The sequence below is a fragment of the Cupriavidus sp. GW823-FHT07A04 genome, from assembly GCF_058794615.1.
This window is the reverse complement of record NZ_JBXAHA010000010.1, coordinates 80,689-98,253: the sequence shown is the minus strand read 5'-3', so window position 1 is coordinate 98,253 and position 17,565 is coordinate 80,689. Positions and strand designations below refer to the sequence as shown.

The 17,565-nt window shown below is 67.6% G+C and carries 15 protein-coding genes; 7 read left to right on the top strand and 8 right to left on the bottom strand.

All coding sequences use genetic code 11. The annotated features are described in order from the left end of the window. Window positions 1-21: 21 nt before the first annotated feature. From AC1Q7Q_RS18590 to AC1Q7Q_RS18575, 4 genes are read right to left on the bottom strand one after another with little or no spacing between them, the layout of a single operon-like run. The gene (locus tag AC1Q7Q_RS18590; protein WP_416052955.1) at window positions 22-879 is read right to left on the bottom strand and encodes an amino acid ABC transporter ATP-binding protein; all 858 of its coding nucleotides are present in this window, start codon (window positions 877-879) and stop codon (window positions 22-24) included. Further along, window positions 866-1,669, bottom strand: coding sequence for an amino acid ABC transporter permease (locus AC1Q7Q_RS18585; RefSeq protein ID WP_492373174.1), 804 nt, complete (start codon window positions 1,667-1,669; stop codon window positions 866-868). The genes AC1Q7Q_RS18590 and AC1Q7Q_RS18585 overlap by 14 nt, the downstream gene beginning before the upstream one ends. Further along, the gene (locus AC1Q7Q_RS18580; RefSeq protein WP_492373175.1) at window positions 1,656-2,402 is read right to left on the bottom strand and encodes an amino acid ABC transporter permease; all 747 of its coding nucleotides are present in this window, start codon (window positions 2,400-2,402) and stop codon (window positions 1,656-1,658) included. Before AC1Q7Q_RS18580 ends, AC1Q7Q_RS18585 begins: the two co-directional genes overlap by 14 nt. Further along, on the bottom strand, window positions 2,402-3,250 hold the full coding sequence (locus AC1Q7Q_RS18575; RefSeq protein WP_492373176.1) for a transporter substrate-binding domain-containing protein: 849 nt from the start codon (window positions 3,248-3,250) through the stop codon (window positions 2,402-2,404). The genes AC1Q7Q_RS18580 and AC1Q7Q_RS18575 overlap by 1 nt, the downstream gene beginning before the upstream one ends. Before the next feature lie 226 nt (window positions 3,251-3,476). Between AC1Q7Q_RS18575 and AC1Q7Q_RS18570 the strand changes: the two genes are divergently transcribed. Next, window positions 3,477-4,481, top strand: coding sequence for a tripartite tricarboxylate transporter substrate binding protein (locus AC1Q7Q_RS18570; protein WP_492373177.1), 1,005 nt, complete (start codon window positions 3,477-3,479; stop codon window positions 4,479-4,481). 490 nt (window positions 4,482-4,971) lie between these two features. On the opposite strand, the gene AC1Q7Q_RS18565 is transcribed toward AC1Q7Q_RS18570, so the two are convergent. Together AC1Q7Q_RS18565 and dapC are read right to left on the bottom strand one after the other, a co-directional pair. Then, complete coding sequence (locus tag AC1Q7Q_RS18565) at window positions 4,972-7,254, bottom strand: rhodanese-like domain-containing protein (RefSeq protein ID WP_492374348.1); 2,283 nt, start codon at window positions 7,252-7,254, stop codon at window positions 4,972-4,974. Between the two features lie 105 nt (window positions 7,255-7,359). Then, window positions 7,360-8,586, bottom strand: a complete 1,227-nt coding sequence (gene dapC / locus AC1Q7Q_RS18560) for a succinyldiaminopimelate transaminase (RefSeq protein WP_492374347.1) — start codon at window positions 8,584-8,586, stop codon at window positions 7,360-7,362. Window positions 8,587-8,901: 315 nt separating this feature from the next. Here dapC and AC1Q7Q_RS18555 point away from each other — a divergent pair, with 315 nt between their 5' ends. From AC1Q7Q_RS18555 to AC1Q7Q_RS18540, 4 genes are all read left to right on the top strand, one after another. Then, entirely contained in the window at window positions 8,902-9,543 is a 642-nt protein-coding gene (locus AC1Q7Q_RS18555; RefSeq protein ID WP_492374346.1) for a cysteine dioxygenase family protein, read from the top strand. A 49-nt stretch (window positions 9,544-9,592) separates the two neighbouring features. Next, complete coding sequence (locus AC1Q7Q_RS18550) at window positions 9,593-11,218, top strand: rhodanese-like domain-containing protein (RefSeq protein WP_492374345.1); 1,626 nt, start codon at window positions 9,593-9,595, stop codon at window positions 11,216-11,218. 109 nt (window positions 11,219-11,327) lie between these two features. Next, window positions 11,328-11,621 (top strand): helix-turn-helix domain-containing protein, encoded by a 294-nt coding sequence (locus AC1Q7Q_RS18545; RefSeq protein ID WP_150992224.1) that lies wholly within the window; start codon window positions 11,328-11,330, stop codon window positions 11,619-11,621. Then, window positions 11,618-12,922, top strand: a complete 1,305-nt coding sequence (locus AC1Q7Q_RS18540; RefSeq protein ID WP_492374344.1) for a type II toxin-antitoxin system HipA family toxin — start codon at window positions 11,618-11,620, stop codon at window positions 12,920-12,922. The genes AC1Q7Q_RS18545 and AC1Q7Q_RS18540 overlap by 4 nt, the downstream gene beginning before the upstream one ends. 37 nt (window positions 12,923-12,959) lie before the next feature. On the opposite strand, the gene AC1Q7Q_RS18535 is transcribed toward AC1Q7Q_RS18540, so the two are convergent. Continuing rightward, window positions 12,960-13,676: an SDR family NAD(P)-dependent oxidoreductase gene (locus tag AC1Q7Q_RS18535; protein WP_492374343.1), complete on the bottom strand. Its 717-nt coding sequence runs from the start codon at window positions 13,674-13,676 to the stop codon at window positions 12,960-12,962. 208 nt (window positions 13,677-13,884) lie between these two features. Here AC1Q7Q_RS18535 and AC1Q7Q_RS18530 point away from each other — a divergent pair, with 208 nt between their 5' ends. Continuing rightward, a complete protein-coding gene (locus AC1Q7Q_RS18530) occupies window positions 13,885-15,984 on the top strand; it encodes a TonB-dependent siderophore receptor (RefSeq protein WP_492374342.1) in 2,100 nt (699 codons plus the stop codon). 1 nt (window position 15,985) lies between these two features. On the opposite strand, the gene AC1Q7Q_RS18525 is transcribed toward AC1Q7Q_RS18530, so the two are convergent. After that, on the bottom strand, window positions 15,986-16,882 hold the full coding sequence (locus tag AC1Q7Q_RS18525; RefSeq protein WP_492374341.1) for a LysR substrate-binding domain-containing protein: 897 nt from the start codon (window positions 16,880-16,882) through the stop codon (window positions 15,986-15,988). Between the two features lie 110 nt (window positions 16,883-16,992). Between AC1Q7Q_RS18525 and AC1Q7Q_RS18520 the strand changes: the two genes are divergently transcribed. Next, window positions 16,993-17,529, top strand: coding sequence for an NAD(P)H-dependent oxidoreductase (locus AC1Q7Q_RS18520; RefSeq protein WP_492374340.1), 537 nt, complete (start codon window positions 16,993-16,995; stop codon window positions 17,527-17,529). Window positions 17,530-17,565 lie beyond the last annotated feature (36 nt).

The following is a 17,565-nucleotide window of genomic DNA, read 5'->3' as shown; positions in this document are numbered from 1 at the left end:
GGATGGTGGCTTGCGCCGCGCTCAGACAGCGAAGCGCAGCTTGTCGAAGGAGAAGACGAAGGGATCGGCCTGCGCACGCGGGGCCGCGCCGAGCGAGCGGTTGAGAAAGGCGCGCGTGCGCTCGCTGCGCGGCGCGCTGAAAATGCGGCTGGCCGGGCCATGCTCGACAATGCGCCCGCCTTCGGTGAAGTAGACCTCGTCGCTGATTTCTTCGGCAAAGCGCATCTCATGTGTCACCAGCAGGCAGGTCAGCCCCTCCTCGACCAGGTCGCCGATCACGGTCAGCACCTCGCCCACCGTCTCCGGGTCCAGCGCGGAGGTCACCTCGTCGAACAGGATCAGCTCGGGCTCCATGGCCAGCGCGCGGGCAATCGCGACGCGCTGCTGCTGGCCGCCGGAGAGTTCGCCCGGATACGCGCCGGCCTTGTCGGCCAGGCGCACCTTGCGCAGCAACGCGATGGCCGTGGCCTCCGCCTGGGCGCGGCCGCGCCCCAGCACGCGCAACGGCGCGATGGTGAGGTTCTGCAGCACGGTCAGGTGCGGAAACAGGTTGTACTGCTGGAAGACAAAGCCCACACGCTTGCGCAGCGCAATGCGCTCGGCCTCGCTGCGCAGCTCGCGCACTGCAACGCCGCCGACCGTCACCGTGCCCTGCTGCGGCTCCAGCAGGCCGGTAAGGCAACGCAGGATGGTGGACTTGCCCGAGCCGGACGGGCCGATGATGGACACCGCCTGCCCGCGCCGCACTTCCAGGTCGATGCCCTTGAGCACCGGGTTGCCGCCAAAGGCAAGGTGCACGTCCTTGAGCGCAACCAGCGGCGCGGCAGCCTCGGGGACCACGGACAACACGGGTCCGCCGTTATGTTCAGGCAACAGCATATTTTTGTTCCAGGAAACGGGTGAAGCGCGAAATCGGGTAGCACCAGGCAAAGAACATCGCCAGCACGGTGAAATAGATCAGCACGGTAAAGGCGGTCTGGTTGACGGTATTGCTGGCGATCTGCGCGGTATCGAGCAGATCGTGCACGCCCACCAGCGAGGCCAGCGCGGTGCCCATGGTGAGCGTGGCGTACAGGTTCATCCACGGCGGCAGCATGCGGCGCACGCATTGCGCAACGATGATCAGCCGCAGGATCTGCCAGCGCGAGAACGCCATTGAGCTGGCCGCCTCCCACTGCGTGAGCGGGATCGACTGCACCGCGCCGCGCAGCACCTCGGCCACATTGGCGCTGGCCGGCAGCGCCAGCCCCACCACCACCTTGAACCAGTCGGGGAACGGCACGATATGGCTGCCGATATTCACCTCGAACGGGAAGACGTAGGTGGAGAAGTAGATCAGCACCAGCCAGGGCGCATTGCGGAACACCTGCACGTATAGATGCGCCGGGCGCGACAGCAGCGCCACCGGCGACAAGCGCAAGGCGCCGACCAGCAGCCCGCCGGCTGTGCCCAGCAAGATCGCCAGCAGGCTCACGCCGATATTGACCAGGAAGCCGCGCACCAGCGCCGGCGACCATTGCCAGGCGCTGGCCAGCGCGCGGGCCAGGTCCGGATGGCGGGTCGCCGCGAGCGCCACCGCCACCAGCGGCAGGAGCCACAGCAGCCCCGCATAACGACCGGCGCGCGACGTTGCGGGCGCGGAGAGAAAAGTGGAATCAACGCTCGCCATAGCCGGGCATCCTTAGTCGAAGTTCCAGCCAGTTGCCCGCCTGGCTGACCACCCAGGTCAGCAGGCCGAAGAACAACAGCAACAGCACCATCAGTTCCAGCACGTTGTCGCGCTGGGTCCAGATCATGATGGAGGCGTAGGTGATATCGCCCACCGCAATCGCGGACGCCACCGCCGTGGCCTTGACCAGCTCCACGGAATTGTTGACCAGGGCAGGCAGGGCAAAGCGCACCGCCAGCGGCAACTGCACGCGCCAGAGCAAAGTACGGCGATCAAAGCCGAGCGACGCCGCCGCCTCCAGCGTGACCTTGGGCACCGCCTCGATGCCAGCGCGCAAGGCTTCGGCATGAAACACGCCCTTGTGCAGCGACAGCACCACCACCACCCACAGGAACGGCGTAAGCGGATTGGTCCGCTGCGCGTCCTGCAAGGCATGGGTGATCAGCATGTTGAGAACCAGGAAGGCGCAGTAGAGCTGTACCAGGGTTGGCGTGTTGCGGGTGATTTCCACAAACGCGCGCGTGGCACCGGCCAGCAGCGCGTTGCGCGAGGTCAGCGCCGCCGCCATTCCCACTCCGGCGACCAGGCTGCCGGCAAGGGTGCAAAGTACCAGCTGGATGGTTACCCAGGCGCCATGCACGAAGGAGGCGCGGTCATAGGCATCGGCGAGGAACGCGTAGTTCAGGCCGATGCGGTGCGCCGCATCGATCCACCAGGCAATCGCTGCTTCCATCAGGAACGGCCGCCCTTGAACTTGTCATGCAGCTCGGTCAGCGCCGGCGACGGCGGCAGAATGCCGGCCTTCTTTTCGGTGGCAACCAGCCAGCCGCTGCGATGCCAGTTCTGCACGATGCGGTCCACCGCAGAAATGGTGTCCTGCTCGCCCTTGCGGGTCCAGATCACGGTCGGCGCGGGATTAAGTTCAGGCAGCACGATGCGGTAGTTCTGCCATTCCGGGTTGCCCCGCACCAGAGGCTGCAGCAGCGTGTTGTCGTGCACGGCGCCGGCGCAGTTGTCACCGCGCAGCGCCAGCAGCGATTCCGCCGAGCCCTTGAAGCCCTTCGGGATGGCGCCGTATTCCACCTGCACCGGGCGCGTATAGCTGCTGCCCTGCGAGATGCACACCGTCTTGCCCTTCAAGTCTTCCCAGCGGCGGATATCGCTTTGCTTGGGCACGATCACCGCACCGCCCACACGGTAGTAAGGCGTAGGCACGTGGCCCAGCTGCTCACCGCGCTCGGCGTTGTATTCCATCGCCGCGATCAGCACGTCGACTTTGCCCTGCTGCAGGAACTGCACGCGATTGGACGGCTGCACCTGCACCGTTTCCAGCTCCACATTGAGCTGCCTGGCCAGGTCCTGCGCGAGGTCCGCATTGAAGCCGACGGGCTTTTGCGTGGCGGGATCGATCGAGCCGAAAGCGCTGCCGGACAGCATGATGCCGACCACGATCTTGCCGCGCTGGCGGATCTTGTCGAGCGTGGCGTCGGCCTGCGCGGCGCCGGCAAAGAAAGTGCCGGCCAGCAAGGCGGCAGCGAAGGCGAGAGGACGCGGGGAGCGCAGCGAAAGAGTGCGGGTCATGGTGTGTTCGAGTTCTTGTTGGCTAAGTCGTGGTTAGTGCAATGCAGCCGACAAACTGTACGCAAGCGCCGCCGGGCACGGAACGAATAAAAGAGCCAATCGTTATGCGCATTCCGTTTCCCGTGGCAGCACAGCGCGGCCGCATATCCATGCGCGGAAAGATTCGTTGGCCGCAGGGGCCACGCTTTCTAAGCTTTGCGCTCGATTCGCCTCAGGCATTACCGTCATGCAACGTCGCACCCTGTTCCGCTCCCTTCTCTGCCTGCCCGTCGCCGCTGCGGCGGCGGCCATCGCTGGCGTACCCTTTCACAGCTATGCCACGCAGGCCCCGCAGGCCTTCCCCGCGCGTCCCGTGCGCATCGTGGTGCCGGTGGCGCCCGGCGGCAGCGCCGACAAGCTCGCGCGTACGCTGGCGCTCAAGCTCAGCGAGAAATGGGACCAGCCCGTGGTGGTGGAAAACGTGGTGGGCGCCAGCGGCACCCTGGGTGCCGCGCAGGTGGCGCGGGCCAAGCCAGACGGCTACACCTTGCTGCTGGGTGGCGAAGGCGTGACGCTGAACGCCTCGCTGTTCAAGACGCTGCCGTACGATGCGAGCCGCGCGTTTCGCGGTGTCAGCAAGGCGGTGGTGAATCCGCAGATCCTGGTCGCCAGGCCAGATCTTGGCGTGCGCAACCTGCAGGACTACATCGCGCTGGCACGCAAGAAGCCCGGCGAGGTCACGCTTGGCCTGCCGGGCAATGGCGGCATTGCCCACGTGGCCCATGAAATGCTATCGCGCCAGACCGGCATCAAGGTCAACTACATTCCCTACGCCGGGGGCGCGCCCGCCACGGTGGACCTGCTTGGCGGGCATATCGACGCAACACTGATCACGCTCGCGGCGGTGACCGATTACGTGCGCTCCGGCCGGCTGACTGCGCTGGCGGTGACCACGCCCTATCGCTCGAAGGCGCTGCCACAGGTGCCGACCATGGCGGAGGCAGGTGCTGCGGGTTTCGCGGTGGAAAGCTGGCAGGGGCTGCTTGCGCCTGCGGCTACGCCTGCTGATGTGGTGGATCGCATTAGCCGCGATGTTGCGGCTGTGCTTGATGTGCCGGCTACGCGGGGACAGCTGGAGGATGCGGGGTATGTTGTGGTGGGGTCTTCGGCGCAGGAGCTGGATGCTACGTTGGCTCGGGATTTGCCTAGGTATGCTTCGGTGATTTTGGCTTCGGGGATGTCGTTGCGGTAAGTGTCGTTGTGTCGTTGTGTCGTTGTGTCGTTGTGTCGTTGTGTCGTTGTGTCGTTGTGTCGTTGAGGTAAGTCAACGGCAAAGGCAACTGCAGTTTCACCACCCCTGCGGGGCGGCGACCTACTTTCTTGTCTTGCCAAGAAAGTAGGCAAAGAAGGCGCGCCGGATGGGGCGACTACCCCTCGATATCCGGCGAAAAGAGCGGCCGGGACCCAAACTCGCATCGCCTTAAGGCGATACTCAGACATGGGTCCCTCTTTTCCGCTCTTTTCGCCGAATCCCGAGGCGCCCCATACGGCCTTGGCACACCTTGACGGCTCGCTTCGCATCGCGCTGGGGTGTTTCCCGCCCCTTCGGGCGGGAAACACGGCTACACCGAATCGGTGCGCTGACGATGTCGTTTCTGTTGCCGTTGGTTGGCTCCCCTCTCCCACTTGTGTGAGGGGCCGGGGGAGAGGGCGGGCGCTGGCCGAAGCGATGCCTTTCGCGCCTACTGCTGGCTGTAATCCACCAGCCGCACCGGCAAATCACCGTCGCGTTCGAGTTGATCGACCAGGCCGATTTCCCAGTTCAGGTAGGCGTGCATCTCGGACTTCCGGCGGCTTTCATCCTCGTAGGCGTAGGCGCTGTACCACGCGTCTTCGTCGCCGGTCAGGATTCGCGCTGCGGCGGCCGTGCCGGCCTCGCCGGATTCCGTTGGCAGGCCAAGCGCTTGCCAGCGTGCGTTGCCGCCGAGCAGTGCGCGTACGTCGCGCTGGCTGGTGCGGCGCAACTCGGCCGCTACCGCTTGCGCCAGCACGCCGTCGGAGGAGGTCACCACGATGATGTGGTCGGCTCTGGCATGCTCCAGCGCCAGCGCGACCTTCTCCGGCGTGGCGAACCATGCGCCGGGCAGGTGGCCGCGTCGGAATGCCAGGCTGCTATCCACGTCCACCACCGTTGCCCCGCCCTGCGCTTGCAGCGCGGACAGCGATGCGGCTTCGATCCACGGCGCTTCGGCCTCGGAGGCGCGCAGCACGCGCACGGGCTCGGGGCCGGATTCGCGCGGTGCCAGCGGTGCCGGGCGGAACAGGTAGACCTCGTGGCCGCTGAACTGGGCCAGCCAGGCTGCCGTGATCTGTGCGCGCACGCCATCCCAGTCGGCCAGCACGATGCGGGCGCGGCGGGTACCGGCGTAGGCATCGGTGGCCTGCACCAGCTGGCCGCCGGGGGCGCTGCGCCAGCCCGGCAGGTGGCCTGCGGTGTATTCCTCGGGCGAGCGGACGTCGAAGCGGTACAGCGTGCGGTCATCCGCCTGCTGCGCGAAAGCGGCTAGCTGCGCCGCATCGATATGTTGCACGCCAGCGCGCTGCGCCACGCGGGCGGCCCGTTCACGCGCCGCGGCCTGGGCGGCTTCGCCAGGCTGTGGCGCGAAACGGGTCTGGCCGTGGTCGAGCTGGTAGCCGGCCAGCAGCCATGCCATGGTGCCGTCCTTGAGCGACACCACGCGATTGGGAATGCCGGCGTTGATCAACGTCTGCGCGCCCACGATGCTGCGCGTGCGGCCGGCGCAATTGACCACCACCAGCGTCTCGGGATCGGGTACGATCTCGCCGATGCGGTAGACCAGCTCAGCCCCCGGGCAGTCCACCGCGCCGGGGATGCTCATGTTCTGGAATTCCGTGAAGGGGCGGCTGTCCACCACCACCACGTTGTCGCCACGCGTCTGGTGCAGCTTGAGCGCCTCGGCGGTGATCCACGGCGTGTGCAGCTCGTGCTCGATCACTTCGCCGAAGGCTTTGCTGGGCACGTTGGTGCCGCTGAAGATTTCATAGCCAGCGGCCTGCCAGGCACGCGTGCCGCCCTCCAGCACGGATACGTTGGTATAGCCAAAGCGCAGCAGCTTGGCCGCGGCCGCGTGGGCGATATCCTCGACCAGATCCGTCACCACGATGCGCGTGGTGCGGCGCGGCACCAGCCGGTCGATCGTGGTCTCGAGCCGGCCCAGCGGCGCGGGCACGGCGAACAACAGGTGCTCACGCGAGAAAGCACCCTCTTCCCGCGCGTCCAGCACGGCGAGTTCCTCCCCCTGGGCGATGGCGCGCTTGAGCGCGGCCGGGCTCACCAGCGGATGGCGGATCAGCGCAGGCGCGGCAAAGGTGCGGTAGCTGTATTGCGTGCCCCCCTCGGGCGCGGGGTCGAACTTCACGCGCTCGCTCAGGCGGGGCAGCGTGAGGCCGTAGAAGTGCAGGTGCAGGCCAGGCGTGTCGCCGATCAGTTCGATGGTATGCACATCGGTGGGCGATAGCGTAATGGCATTGCCTGCCTGTACATCGAGCTGGCGCAGCGGCTCCAGCGTGTCGAGCCCGGGCTTGCTGCCCTGGCTGCGATGAAAGATCACGTTGCGCTCCACGCCGCGCACACCGGCAATCACCGCCCAGGTGGTGTGGTCGTGCGGCGGCTGTGCCTTGCCCGGCAGGCCAGCCGAGGCGAACAAGGCGAAGCGACCGTCCGGGTCTTCCGCCAGCCGGTAGATCGCGGCGGGCCTGGCCGCATCCACGGGGAAATGCGCCGGCGGGAACAGATGCGCCTGGCCAGCCAGCGCCACCAGTTCGTCGGCGATCGCGGCCAGCGGCGTCTTGTCGGCGGCGTGGCCGCCGACGATCTCTCGGGCACGGGCGATGAAGGCGGCGACCGCCGCGGCGCGAGCGCCGCTTACGTGGTCGGCAACGGCCGTGGCGTCGGCGTTTGCGTCAGTATCGGCCAAGGTCTGGGACAAGTCGGTAATGGTCATGGCGAGAAGCTCTTGAAAATGCTGGGCAGGTTGAAGCCTAAAAGAAGTTGCACCGGGCGCTAACGAATCAGATCGCAGATCGTTATGCCGTGCCTGGCGCGGACATCATGCCGCCGCGGGTTGCCGCGCGCGGGCAAAGGCCACCAGCCGCTCCACGCCCTGCGCGCATTCCTCGGCGGCGGCCACCAGGGCGATGCGGACATGGCCCGCGCCCGGGTTGCGGCCATTCACCGTGCGTGCCAGGAAGGTCCCCGGGACCACGGCAAGGTTCTGCTCGGCCAGCAGTTCGCGCGTGAAGGCCACATCGTCGAGCCCGCTGGCGCGGATGTCGAGCCAGGCGAAGAAACCCGCCTGCGGCTGCGCCAGGCGGGCCACCTGCTGCAGCCGCGGAATGGTGAAGGCGAATTTCTCGCGGTACAGACGGCGGTTTTCCACCACGTGCGCCTCGTCCTGCCAGGCTGCGATGCTGGCACCTTGCACCGCCGGGCTCAGCACGCCGCCGCAATAGCTGCGGTACAAGCGCAGGCGCTCCAGCACATCGGCGTCGCCTGCCACAAAGCCGGAGCGCAGGCCGGGCGCGTTGGAGCGCTTGGACAAGCTGGCCACGGCCAGGATGCGCTGGCGGTCCCGGCCGAGCGCCTGGGCCGCGGCCAGCACCCCCAGCGGCGGCGCGCCCTCGTCGAAGTACAGCTCGGAGTAGCACTCGTCCGACACGATATGAAAGCCGTGCCGCTCGGCCAGCGCCAGCACGTGCTCCCAGTCGGGCAGCGCGTAGACGCGGCCAGAAGGGTTGTCCGGCGAGCAAAGGTAGGCCAGCCGCACGCGCGGCCAGATGTGCGCGGGCACCGCGTCGAACGCGGCGGCCAGCCCTTGCGCGGGGTCGATGTCGAGGTAATACGGCTCGGCGCCGGCCAGCAGCGCCGCGCCTTCGTAGACCTGGTAGCCCGGATTGCTGACCAGCACCACCGGCGCGCCATGCTGCGGCCGGTTGGCGCGCAGCACCACTTGCGCCAGGCTGAACAAACCATCCTTGGCGCCGTTGACGGGCACGATCTCGCGCGCCGGGTCGAGGCCGGCCACGCCGTGGCGGCGCGCGACCCAGGCGGCGATGGCCTCACGCAGCGCGTCGCTGCCAGCCACCTTGGGATAGCGGCCGATGCTGCCGGCGTGTTCCGCCAGCGCCTGCACAACCAGGTGCGGCGTGGCATGTTGCGGCTCGCCCCAGCTGAAGCTGATCGGCGGCAGGCTGGTGCGCAGGGGCGTTTGCGCCGCCAGCGCCTGCAGCTTTTCCGTGGGATAGGGTTGCAGGCGTTCGTGCAGTGGTTGGCTCATGCTGGTTCTCTCATTGGAGGGTGGCGGCTTGGTGGTTGCCCGGCTTGGCCGTGAACACCCTCACCTCTAGCGGCCTACTCTAGGACCCGGCCCCGCGCCGCGGCAACGAATCTTTCCGCCGTTGGTCATGCAATGCGTGATGCGATAGTCGATGCAATGCGCAATGCGACGCCGCAGGCCTCATGTCGCCTTGCACCAGATCAAAACCGAATATGCATCGGCGATATTGTTAGTTCTTCCCGGGTCCCGCACTCCGTAGAGTGGAGCACGGCCGCCACCTGCCACTGCATCGTATTCATAACAGGATCTCCCCCCATGACGACCCAGACCAACCAGACCAATCAGACCAACCAGACCGATCAGCAAAACCAGCGCAATGCGGCCATTGCCGCCACCCTCGCCGAAGTCAGCGCACTGACGGCACAGCGCGAGGTGGATCGCGCCACGCTCGGGCAGGTCACCGCCGCCCTGCAGAAGCTGGCCGACCAGAAGGACCTGTTCGGCTTTGCCGATTTCCCGCCGCCCAGCGACGGCACCACCACCTCTACCCGCTATCGGCTGAGCGGAGAAGGCCAGTTGCCAGCGCTCTACCTCAATTCGATCGTGCCGGGCAAGAAGACCATTCCGCACAACCATGACACGTGGGCCGTCATCGTGGCCGTGCAAGGCGATGAGCTCAACCGCGTCTACCGCCGCACCGACGACGGCAGCAACCCCGAGCGGGCCAGCATCGAACTGGAGCGCGAGCTGGTGGTGCGCCCGGGCACGCCGATCAGCTTCCTGCCGCAGGACATCCATAGCATCCACGTGGTGGGCGAGGCCCCCACGCTGCACTTCCACCTCTACGGCCGTCCACTCGAAACGCTGACGGGGCGCATCGGCGTGGAGCTGGAGACCGGGCGCATCGTCAACTACAACGCCACCCAGATGAACCGCAGCGAGAAAGCAGCGGCCTGACATTGCGGCCAAGACAACAGCCCCATCCCTTGTTCACGCGGAGCACGCCATGACCCAATCCATCGACGCCGTCACCTTGCGCGGCTGGCTTAACGACGGCCAGCCCCTGGCGCTGTTCGACGTGCGCGAGCACGGCCAATATGGCGAGGGCCATCCCTTCTTCGCCGTGCCCCTGCCCTACAGCCGGCTGGAGCTGGATGTTGCCCGCCTGGCGCCGCGCCTGGCCGAGCGCATCGTGCTGTTCGACGACGGCGACGGCGTGGCCGAGCTGGCGGCACAGCGCCTGGCTGGCCTGGGCTACAGCAATCTCACGCTGCTGGCGGGGGGCGCAGCGGCGTGGGCCGCGGCCGGCTACACCTTGTTCAAGGGCGTCAACGTGCCATCGAAGACGTTTGGCGAACTGGTCGAGCACCAGCAGCACACGCCGCGCCTGAGCGCTGCTGAACTGGTGGCGCGCCGCGACAGCGGCGAGCCGCTGGTGCTGGTGGATGGCCGCACCTTTGCCGAGCACCAGAAGATGACCATCCCCGGCGCACACAGCCTGCCCAACGGCGAGCTGGCCCTGCGCCTGGCGACACTGCTGCCGGATGCACAGACCACCGTGGTGGTGCACTGCGCCGGGCGCACGCGCAGCATCATCGGCGCGCAGACGCTGCGCAACCTTGGCCTGCCCAATCCCGTGCTGGCGCTGGAGAACGGCACGCAGGGCTGGTACCTGGCCGACCACGCGCTCGAGCACGGCAGCCAGCGCCGCTACCCGGCGGCCCCGCCGGCCAGCGAGCTGGCCGAGGCGCGCGCTCGCTCGGCCCGGCTGCTGCAGCGCGCTGGCTTGCCCGCGCTGTCGGCCACGCAGGCGCAGCAGTGGCTGGACGACGACAGCCGCACCACCTACCTGCTGGATATCCGCACTGCCGAGGAATTCGCGCAAGGCTCGATCGACGGCGCGCGGCACGCGCCCGGCGGCCAGCTGGTGCAGGCCACCGACCAGTACATCGGCGTGCGCGGCAGCCGCGTGATCGTGTTCGACGACGATGGCGTGCGCGCACCGGTGGTGGCCAGCTGGCTTTACCAGCTGGGCTATGAGAGCGCCGTGCTCGCGCACGGCGTCAACGCCGCCATCAAGGCGAGCGCGCCGCCGCGCACCCTGCCCACCCACGCCCTGCCGGTGCTCGACGCCAACCTGCTGCGCGCGCTGCACGCGCAGGCGCCTGACGCGCTGCGCATCGACCTGCGCGAAAGCGCCGAGTACGCCCGCGGCCATGCCGAAGGCGCCACCTGGTCGATCCGCCCGCGCCTGCCCGCCACGCTCGAGCGCCTTGGCGCCACCCACGACCAGCCGGTCATCCTGATCGCGAGCGAGCCGCACATCGCCAGCCTAGCCGGGCAGGATCTGCTGGCCGCCGGCTATCGCCACGTGTACCGGCTGGCCGAGGGCTACCGCACCTGGCAGGCCGCGGGGCTGCCCGAGGCGGCCGAGCCGGTGGGGCTGCCGCCGGAAGCGCGTATCGACTACCTGTTTTTCGTGCACGACCGGCACGAGGGCAACAAGGACGCCGCGCGTGCCTACCTGGCCTGGGAAACCGGGTTGATTGCACAGTGCGCGCCGGATGAACTGGGCCGCTTCCGCATTCTGGCGTCCGCAGGGCAAGCGGCAGACCAGAGTAAGGCGGCCTGATCGCGCAGACTCATGCTATGACATATAAATTTGACATAAATTATGCGATAACATAATAAATGCCGTCGTGTGCTATGCTATTTCATATCCTTCGATGTGAAAACATGTCATGGCATCATTCTTTGATCAGCTCCAGGCACGCCGAGCCACGCGCAAATCCTCGCTGGGGGAAGTGGCCCGGCTGATCGGCATGGCGCCGTCCAACCTGACCACGGCGTTGAGCGGCCGCAGCGATGTGCGCGCCTCCACACTCGAAGCCGTGGGTGCCGCGCTCGATGCGGAATGGGTCCTGGTGCCACGCGAGCACCTGCTCGCCGTGAAGCGCCTGGTCGAGGGCAAGGACAGCGGGCCGGACCGCGAGGCCAAGACCTCGGTGGAAATGTTCCTGGAGCAGGAATCATGAGCCCCGGGCTGCGCCCCCGCTATCTGGAAGTGCACCTGCACGGCGTGCTGTGCGGCCATCTGTGCGAGGTCGGGCGCACCTGCCGCTTCGTGCCGGCGGAAGCCTTCCGCGGCGACACGCTGCGGCCCACGCTCAGCCTTTCGCTGACCTTCCCCGGCAACGACACGCTGACCGCCTCGGTGCTGTCCAACCCCTTCCATCCCGCGCTGTACAACACCAACGCGGCGCTGCCGCCCTACTTCGCCGGGCTGTTGCCCGAGAGCGAGCTGCGCAAGCGCCTGGAGGCCACGCGCCACCATCCCGAAGACCGCGACGATTTCGGCATCCTGGCCGCCGCCGGCGACGACCTGCCGGGCGCGGTGGTGGTGCGCCCCGCGCCCATCGACGCCCTGCCCGAGCACGTGCGCACCGTCGGCGTGACGGGCGGAGCGGACAACCTGGAAATTGCCGTGATCGAAGGCGCCACCGAAGGCGCGGCCTCGGTCTCGGGCGTGCAGAACAAGCTGGCGCTGTCCACCGCGCATGCCGGCAAGCGCTACACCATGCCCACCCACGGGCATCTCTCCGACCTGATCGCCAAGCTGCCCGCGCGCAATGACGATAGCCAGGTCTTCAACGAATACGTGTCGATGCAGCTGGCGCAGGCCGCTGGCGTGGCGGTGGCGCCGTGCCGGCCCGTGCCGCTTGCCGCCATCGAGGTCGAGGGGCTGGCCGAGGCCCTTGGCACCGGCCTGCACTTCCTCGCCGTGGACCGCTTCGACCGCGAGCCCGGCGGGCGCGTGCATGCCGAAGACGGCTGCCAGTTGCTGACCCGCATGCCCAACCGCAAGTATGGCGGCCATGACGCCTACGCCGCCCTGGTGCAACTGCTGGAGCGCCTGAGCGTGCGCGGCATCGAAGACGTGCGGCAGTTCTTTATCCGCCAAGCCATCAATACCCTGCTGGGCAACAGCGATGCCCACCTGAAGAACTTCTCCTTCCTGTACCGCAACGGCGTCGCGCCCGAGCTCTCGCCCGCTTACGACATCGTCAGCGTGGCCGCCCTGCCGGGCTTTGCCGGCTTCGGCCAGAATGTGGCCATCGACCGCCAGCAGCGCGAGCAAACCCTGCAGACCTACCGCGAGTTCGCGCGCAAGGCACGGATCGCCGAGCGCATCGCCACCGCCGCCGTGAAAGACGCTGTGGCGATGGCGCACGAGCGCTGGCCGGCATTGCTGGAGCAGTTGCCGGCGCCGGCGGGCATGCGTGCCATCGTGCTGGAGCGGCTGGCGACATTGCCGCTGGCACAGCGCAAGGCTTAGAGGCCGTTTCCAAAAGATGCTGGCGTCGTTGCGCCGCTCAGCTCAGCCCATCCAGCACCACATGCTGCCCATGGATCGCCTGCGCCGCGTCCGAGGCCAGGAAGGCAATGGCGCGCGCCGCCGACGCGGTCGAGACCCAGTCGGTGGGATCGGCGGCGGGCATGGCCTGGCGGTTGGCATGGGTGTCGAGCGTGCCCGGCGCGACACTGTTGACGTTAATGCCAGCCCGGCGCACCTCATGCGACAAGCTCTCCACCAGACGCTGCAACGCGCTCTTTGACGCGCAGTAGGCGCCCATCGCGGCGGCCCCGTTGGCGGCGCCGCGCGCGGTCACCGCCACGACCTTGCCGGCGCCCTGCGCAAGCATGGCGGGCAGCAGATGCTGCGTCACGGCCACCAGCGACCAGGCGTTCAGATCCATCATCCGCATCCAGGATTCGCGGCTGAGCGCATGCACGGGCTCGCCCATCTCGAAGCCGCCGGCCACGTGCACCAGCACATCCACGCCACCGAACGCGTCGAGGATGCTGCGCGCCGCCACGGCCATGCTGTCCGTCGAGGTCACGTCCGCCGCCAGCAACAGGTGCCAGTCCGCGGCCTCGGGCACCGGCGCGTGCGCGCGCAGCACTGCCGCGTCGCGGTCGATCAGGGCCAGCCGCGCCCCCTCGTCCGCGAACGCCTGGGTAACGGCGCGGCCAAGCGCGCCACCGGCGCCGGTAATCACGATGCGGCGGGGGGATGCTGACGATGCCATGGTGTTCTCCTGTTCGGGCTCTTGCCTCCTAGTCACCATAGTCTGCCGCGCTTGAGGTGGAAAGCGCGTTGGAAGGCGAGGCGCAAAACCGGCGCATGCGTTCGGCACCGCCGTCCCCGGCTAAGCACGGCCCGATTTCATTGCAAAACCCAACAAACGATAATCATTATCATTTACAATCCGGCGCTTTCCGCACTCTCGCAGCACCATGCTCACTCGCCAACTGATTGCCCCGGCCGCCCTGGGCTGCCTGTTCTCCCCTGCCATGGCCCAGGCCGCCCCGGACGCCGAGACCACCTTGCCGTCCGTCACGGTCAGCGCCGCCGAAGACCCCCGTGCCGACACCGGCTTTGCCACGCGCCGGGCGGCGGGCGTGACCAAGTCCGGCACGTCCGCGGCGGACAGCGCGCAGTCCATCACCGTGATCACGCGCGACCTGATGGACAGCCAGCAAGCGCAAACCCTGGGTGACGCACTGGCCAATTCCGCGGGCGTGGTCACCAATGTCTACGGCCGGCGCGGCTGGGACGACTTCATCATCCGCGGCCAGCGCGCATCGGAATCCGTCTTTGTCGATGGCCTGCTGGTCGAGTCCAACAACCGCGTGGCGCAGGAGCTGTTCGGCGCGCAGGGCGTGGAAGTGCTCAAAGGCCCGGCCTCGGTGTTGTTCGGCAAGGTGCAGCCGGGCGGCATGGTCAATATCGTCAGCAAGCGCCCCAGGCCCGAACTGTTTGGCGAACTGGGGCTGACGGTAGGCAACTACGGCTTGCGGCAGGCCACGGCGGATGTGGGCACGCCGTTGTCGGAAAACGGCAAGGCCGCGCTGCGCGTGAACGCCCTGGCGATGAACAGCGACGACGCGACCGACTACGTCTATTACCGCAACCGCTATATCGCGCCGTCGCTGTCGCTGGACCTGGGCGCGCGCACCGACCTGACCCTGCTGGCGAGCCACAACGAGCGGCAATATGTGCGCCAGCAAGGCCTGCCCGTGAATGGCACGATCACTGCCAACCGCAACGGCACCCTGCCCAACAGCCGCTTTACCGGCGAGCCGGGCCTGGCGCCATACGACGGCGAGCAGAACCGGCTGGGCTATGCGCTGACCCACCGCTTCGATTCCGGCTGGACGCTGAACCAGAATTTCCGCTGGCAAACGCTGTCGCTGGCCGGCACGCTGATCGCGGGCGGCACCATGGCAGTCAACAGCCAGTTGCTCAACCGCAGCGGCACGCAGCAGGACTTCTCCGGCACCACCATCGGCGTGGACACCAACCTGCAGCGGCGCTTCGAGCTTGCCGGGCAGCAGCATGAGATCACGCTCGGCGTGGACTACAACCGCAGCAACGAGAGCCGCCTGCAGCGCACCTGCCGCGTCGCGGCGCTGAACGTCTACAACCCGGTCTATGGCGCGGCCGTGAACTGCCCCAGCGCCTACAGCCTGAACCAGGAAGACAACGTCAGCACGCTGGGCTTCTACGCGCGCGACCAGGTGCGGTTTGCCCAGCGCTGGCTGCTCACCGCCGGCCTGCGCCACGACACCGCCCGCACCAGCACCACGGACCGCCTGGCCGCCACGCGCCTGGACGACACCGCGCGGGCCATCACCGGCAGCGCCGGGCTGATGTTCGACCTGACCAGCTGGGCACGTCCCTATGTCAGCTACGCGACCTCGTTCCTGCCCAATAGCGGCACTGACGTCAACGGCGGCACCTTCAAGCCCGAGACGGGGCGCCAGGCCGAGGTGGGCATCAAGTTCGATTTGCCCAACAAGAGCGGCCTGCTGACCCTGTCTGCCTTCGACCTGACCCGGCGCAACGTGCTGAGCTCGGACCCGGTCAATACCGGCTTCAGCATTGCCACGGGCGAGCAGCGCACGCGCGGGCTGGAGGCAGAGCTGACGGCGGATCTTGGCGGCGGCTGGAGCCTGGCGGGCGCCTATGCCTACGTCGCCAGCGAGGTCACGCAAGACACGGTTGCCGCCAATGTGGGCAAGCCGCTCAACAACGTGCCCCGGCACAGCGTCTCGCTTTGGGGCACCAAGCATTTCCGCGGGCCGCTCGCAGGCTGGTACGCCGGCGCCGGCATGCGCGCGGAGAGCGCCAAGCGCGGCTACACCTTCAACTACACCGTGCCCGGCTACGCGGTGGCGGACCTTGGCGTGGGCTATGTGGCATCGCACTGGAAGGCCGCGCTCAACGTCAAGAACGTGTTCGACAAGGCGTACTACGCCGGCGGCCTGAGCAACAACATCGTGCCGGTGGGCAATCCCCGTACGGTCATGCTCAACGTGGCGCTCAACTACTAAGCTACGCCGCCAGCAGGCCTTCGATGAGGCCCGCCACATGCCGCACGGCCACGTCATCGTCGCGGCGCGCATGCCAGGCCAGGTGGAGGGAAAAACCCTCCACCGCCACCGGCGGCGCGAACGTCGCCAGGGCCTGTGCCGGGTCCTCGGGCAGGCAGCGGCTGGGCAGCATGGCGATCAGGTCGGAATCGGCCAGCAGCGGCGGCACCATCATGAAGCTCGGCACCACCATGCCGACGCGCCGCGCCAGGCCCAGCCCGGCCAGTGCATCGTCCAGCGGCCCGTGGATATCGCCACGGCCGGATACCAACACATGCGGGTACTCCAGCCAGCGCTCCAGGCCAAAGCCGGTGGCCGCGGGATGGCCCCGCCGCATGGCAACCACGTAGTGCTCGCGCAATAACGGCCGGCGGCGAAAATCCGCGCCCACGGCGGGAAACACGGATACAGCGAGATCGCTGTCCCCTCGCGCCAGGGACCCGAGCGCAGCATCGGCACCCTGCCACGGCTGCAGCACGAGATTGACGCCCGGCGCGCTGCGCGCCAGTTGCCGATGCAGTTGCCGCGCCACCAGCACGGCGGGATGGTCCGCCATCCGCACGCGCACCGTTTGCGACAAGCTCGCCAGATCCACCTCAGGCTCACCAATCACCGTCGCCACCGAGGCCAGCGCCTGCTTCAGCGGCGCGCGCAGAGCCTGCGCCCTCGGCGTGAGCTGCATGCCGCCAGGCGCACGCTCCAGCAGGCGATCCTTGAACAGATGGCGGCAGCGCTCCAGCGCGCTGGAGGCGGCTGGCTGGGACAGCCCGACACGCTGCGCGGCACGCGACACATGGGCTTCGTCGAGCAAGGCGTCCAGCACGGTCAGCAGATTGAGGTCGATCGCACGTAAATTCATGAAACGGATAATAGAGCATACAAACTATCCATTGGAATGATTTGGTGTGAAGCGGCATCCTTGAGACATCACCACGGCACGCACCACGGCACTACCAACCGGAGCCCCCCATGTCCAAGACCCTGATCCTGCTGTTCCATCCCCAGTTCGGCCAATCCAAGGCCAATCGCGCCCTGTGCAATGCGGCCAGCACACTGCCCGGCGTAGAAATCGCGGACCTCTACGCCCTCTACCCGGACGGCGCCATTGATGTGGACGCCGAAGTCCGCCGGCTGCTTGGCGCGGACCGCATCGTGTTTCAGTTCCCGCTCCAGTGGTATGCCACGCCCGCGCTGCTCAAAACCTGGCAGGACGCCGTGCTGACCCGCATGTTCTACATCGCCTATGAGACCGAGGGCCGCGCGCTGGAAGGCAAGCCCATGCTGGTAGCCGCCACCGCTGGCAACGTGCCGCAAGCCTACGGGCCAGGCGGCGTCAATCTGTTTGCGCTTGCCGAGTTGCTGCGCCCCTTGCAGGCCACCGCCAACCGCTGCGGCCTGCCGTGGTCCGAGCCCTTCCTGCTCTATGAGGCGGGCAAGCTGGATGACCAAGCGCTGGCTGCCGCGGGCGAACGTTACGCGGTGCGCTTGCAGCACATCGCAGCCTAGCCAGCCGGGCCAGGATCGTTCAAGATTCGGGCTCGC

Coding starts and splice junctions, on each gene's coding strand:
- AC1Q7Q_RS18580 (WP_492373175.1), bottom strand. CDS start 2,402: ATGGAAGCAGCGATTGCCTGGTGGATCGATGCGGCGCACCGCATCGGC.
- AC1Q7Q_RS18570 (WP_492373177.1), top strand. CDS start 3,477: ATGCAACGTCGCACCCTGTTCCGCTCCCTTCTCTGCCTGCCCGTCGCC.
- AC1Q7Q_RS18550 (WP_492374345.1), top strand. CDS start 9,593: ATGACCCAATCCATCGACGCCGTCACCTTGCGCGGCTGGCTTAACGAC.
- AC1Q7Q_RS18545 (WP_150992224.1), top strand. CDS start 11,328: ATGGCATCATTCTTTGATCAGCTCCAGGCACGCCGAGCCACGCGCAAA.
- AC1Q7Q_RS18530 (WP_492374342.1), top strand. CDS start 13,885: ATGCTCACTCGCCAACTGATTGCCCCGGCCGCCCTGGGCTGCCTGTTC.
- AC1Q7Q_RS18575 (WP_492373176.1), bottom strand. CDS start 3,250: ATGACCCGCACTCTTTCGCTGCGCTCCCCGCGTCCTCTCGCCTTCGCT.
- AC1Q7Q_RS18565 (WP_492374348.1), bottom strand. CDS start 7,254: ATGACCATTACCGACTTGTCCCAGACCTTGGCCGATACTGACGCAAAC.
- AC1Q7Q_RS18585 (WP_492373174.1), bottom strand. CDS start 1,669: ATGGCGAGCGTTGATTCCACTTTTCTCTCCGCGCCCGCAACGTCGCGC.
- AC1Q7Q_RS18520 (WP_492374340.1), top strand. CDS start 16,993: ATGTCCAAGACCCTGATCCTGCTGTTCCATCCCCAGTTCGGCCAATCC.
- dapC (WP_492374347.1), bottom strand. CDS start 8,586: ATGAGCCAACCACTGCACGAACGCCTGCAACCCTATCCCACGGAAAAG.
- AC1Q7Q_RS18535 (WP_492374343.1), bottom strand. CDS start 13,676: ATGGCATCGTCAGCATCCCCCCGCCGCATCGTGATTACCGGCGCCGGT.
- AC1Q7Q_RS18525 (WP_492374341.1), bottom strand. CDS start 16,882: ATGAATTTACGTGCGATCGACCTCAATCTGCTGACCGTGCTGGACGCC.
- AC1Q7Q_RS18555 (WP_492374346.1), top strand. CDS start 8,902: ATGACGACCCAGACCAACCAGACCAATCAGACCAACCAGACCGATCAG.
- AC1Q7Q_RS18540 (WP_492374344.1), top strand. CDS start 11,618: ATGAGCCCCGGGCTGCGCCCCCGCTATCTGGAAGTGCACCTGCACGGC.
- AC1Q7Q_RS18590 (WP_416052955.1), bottom strand. CDS start 879: ATGCTGTTGCCTGAACATAACGGCGGACCCGTGTTGTCCGTGGTCCCC.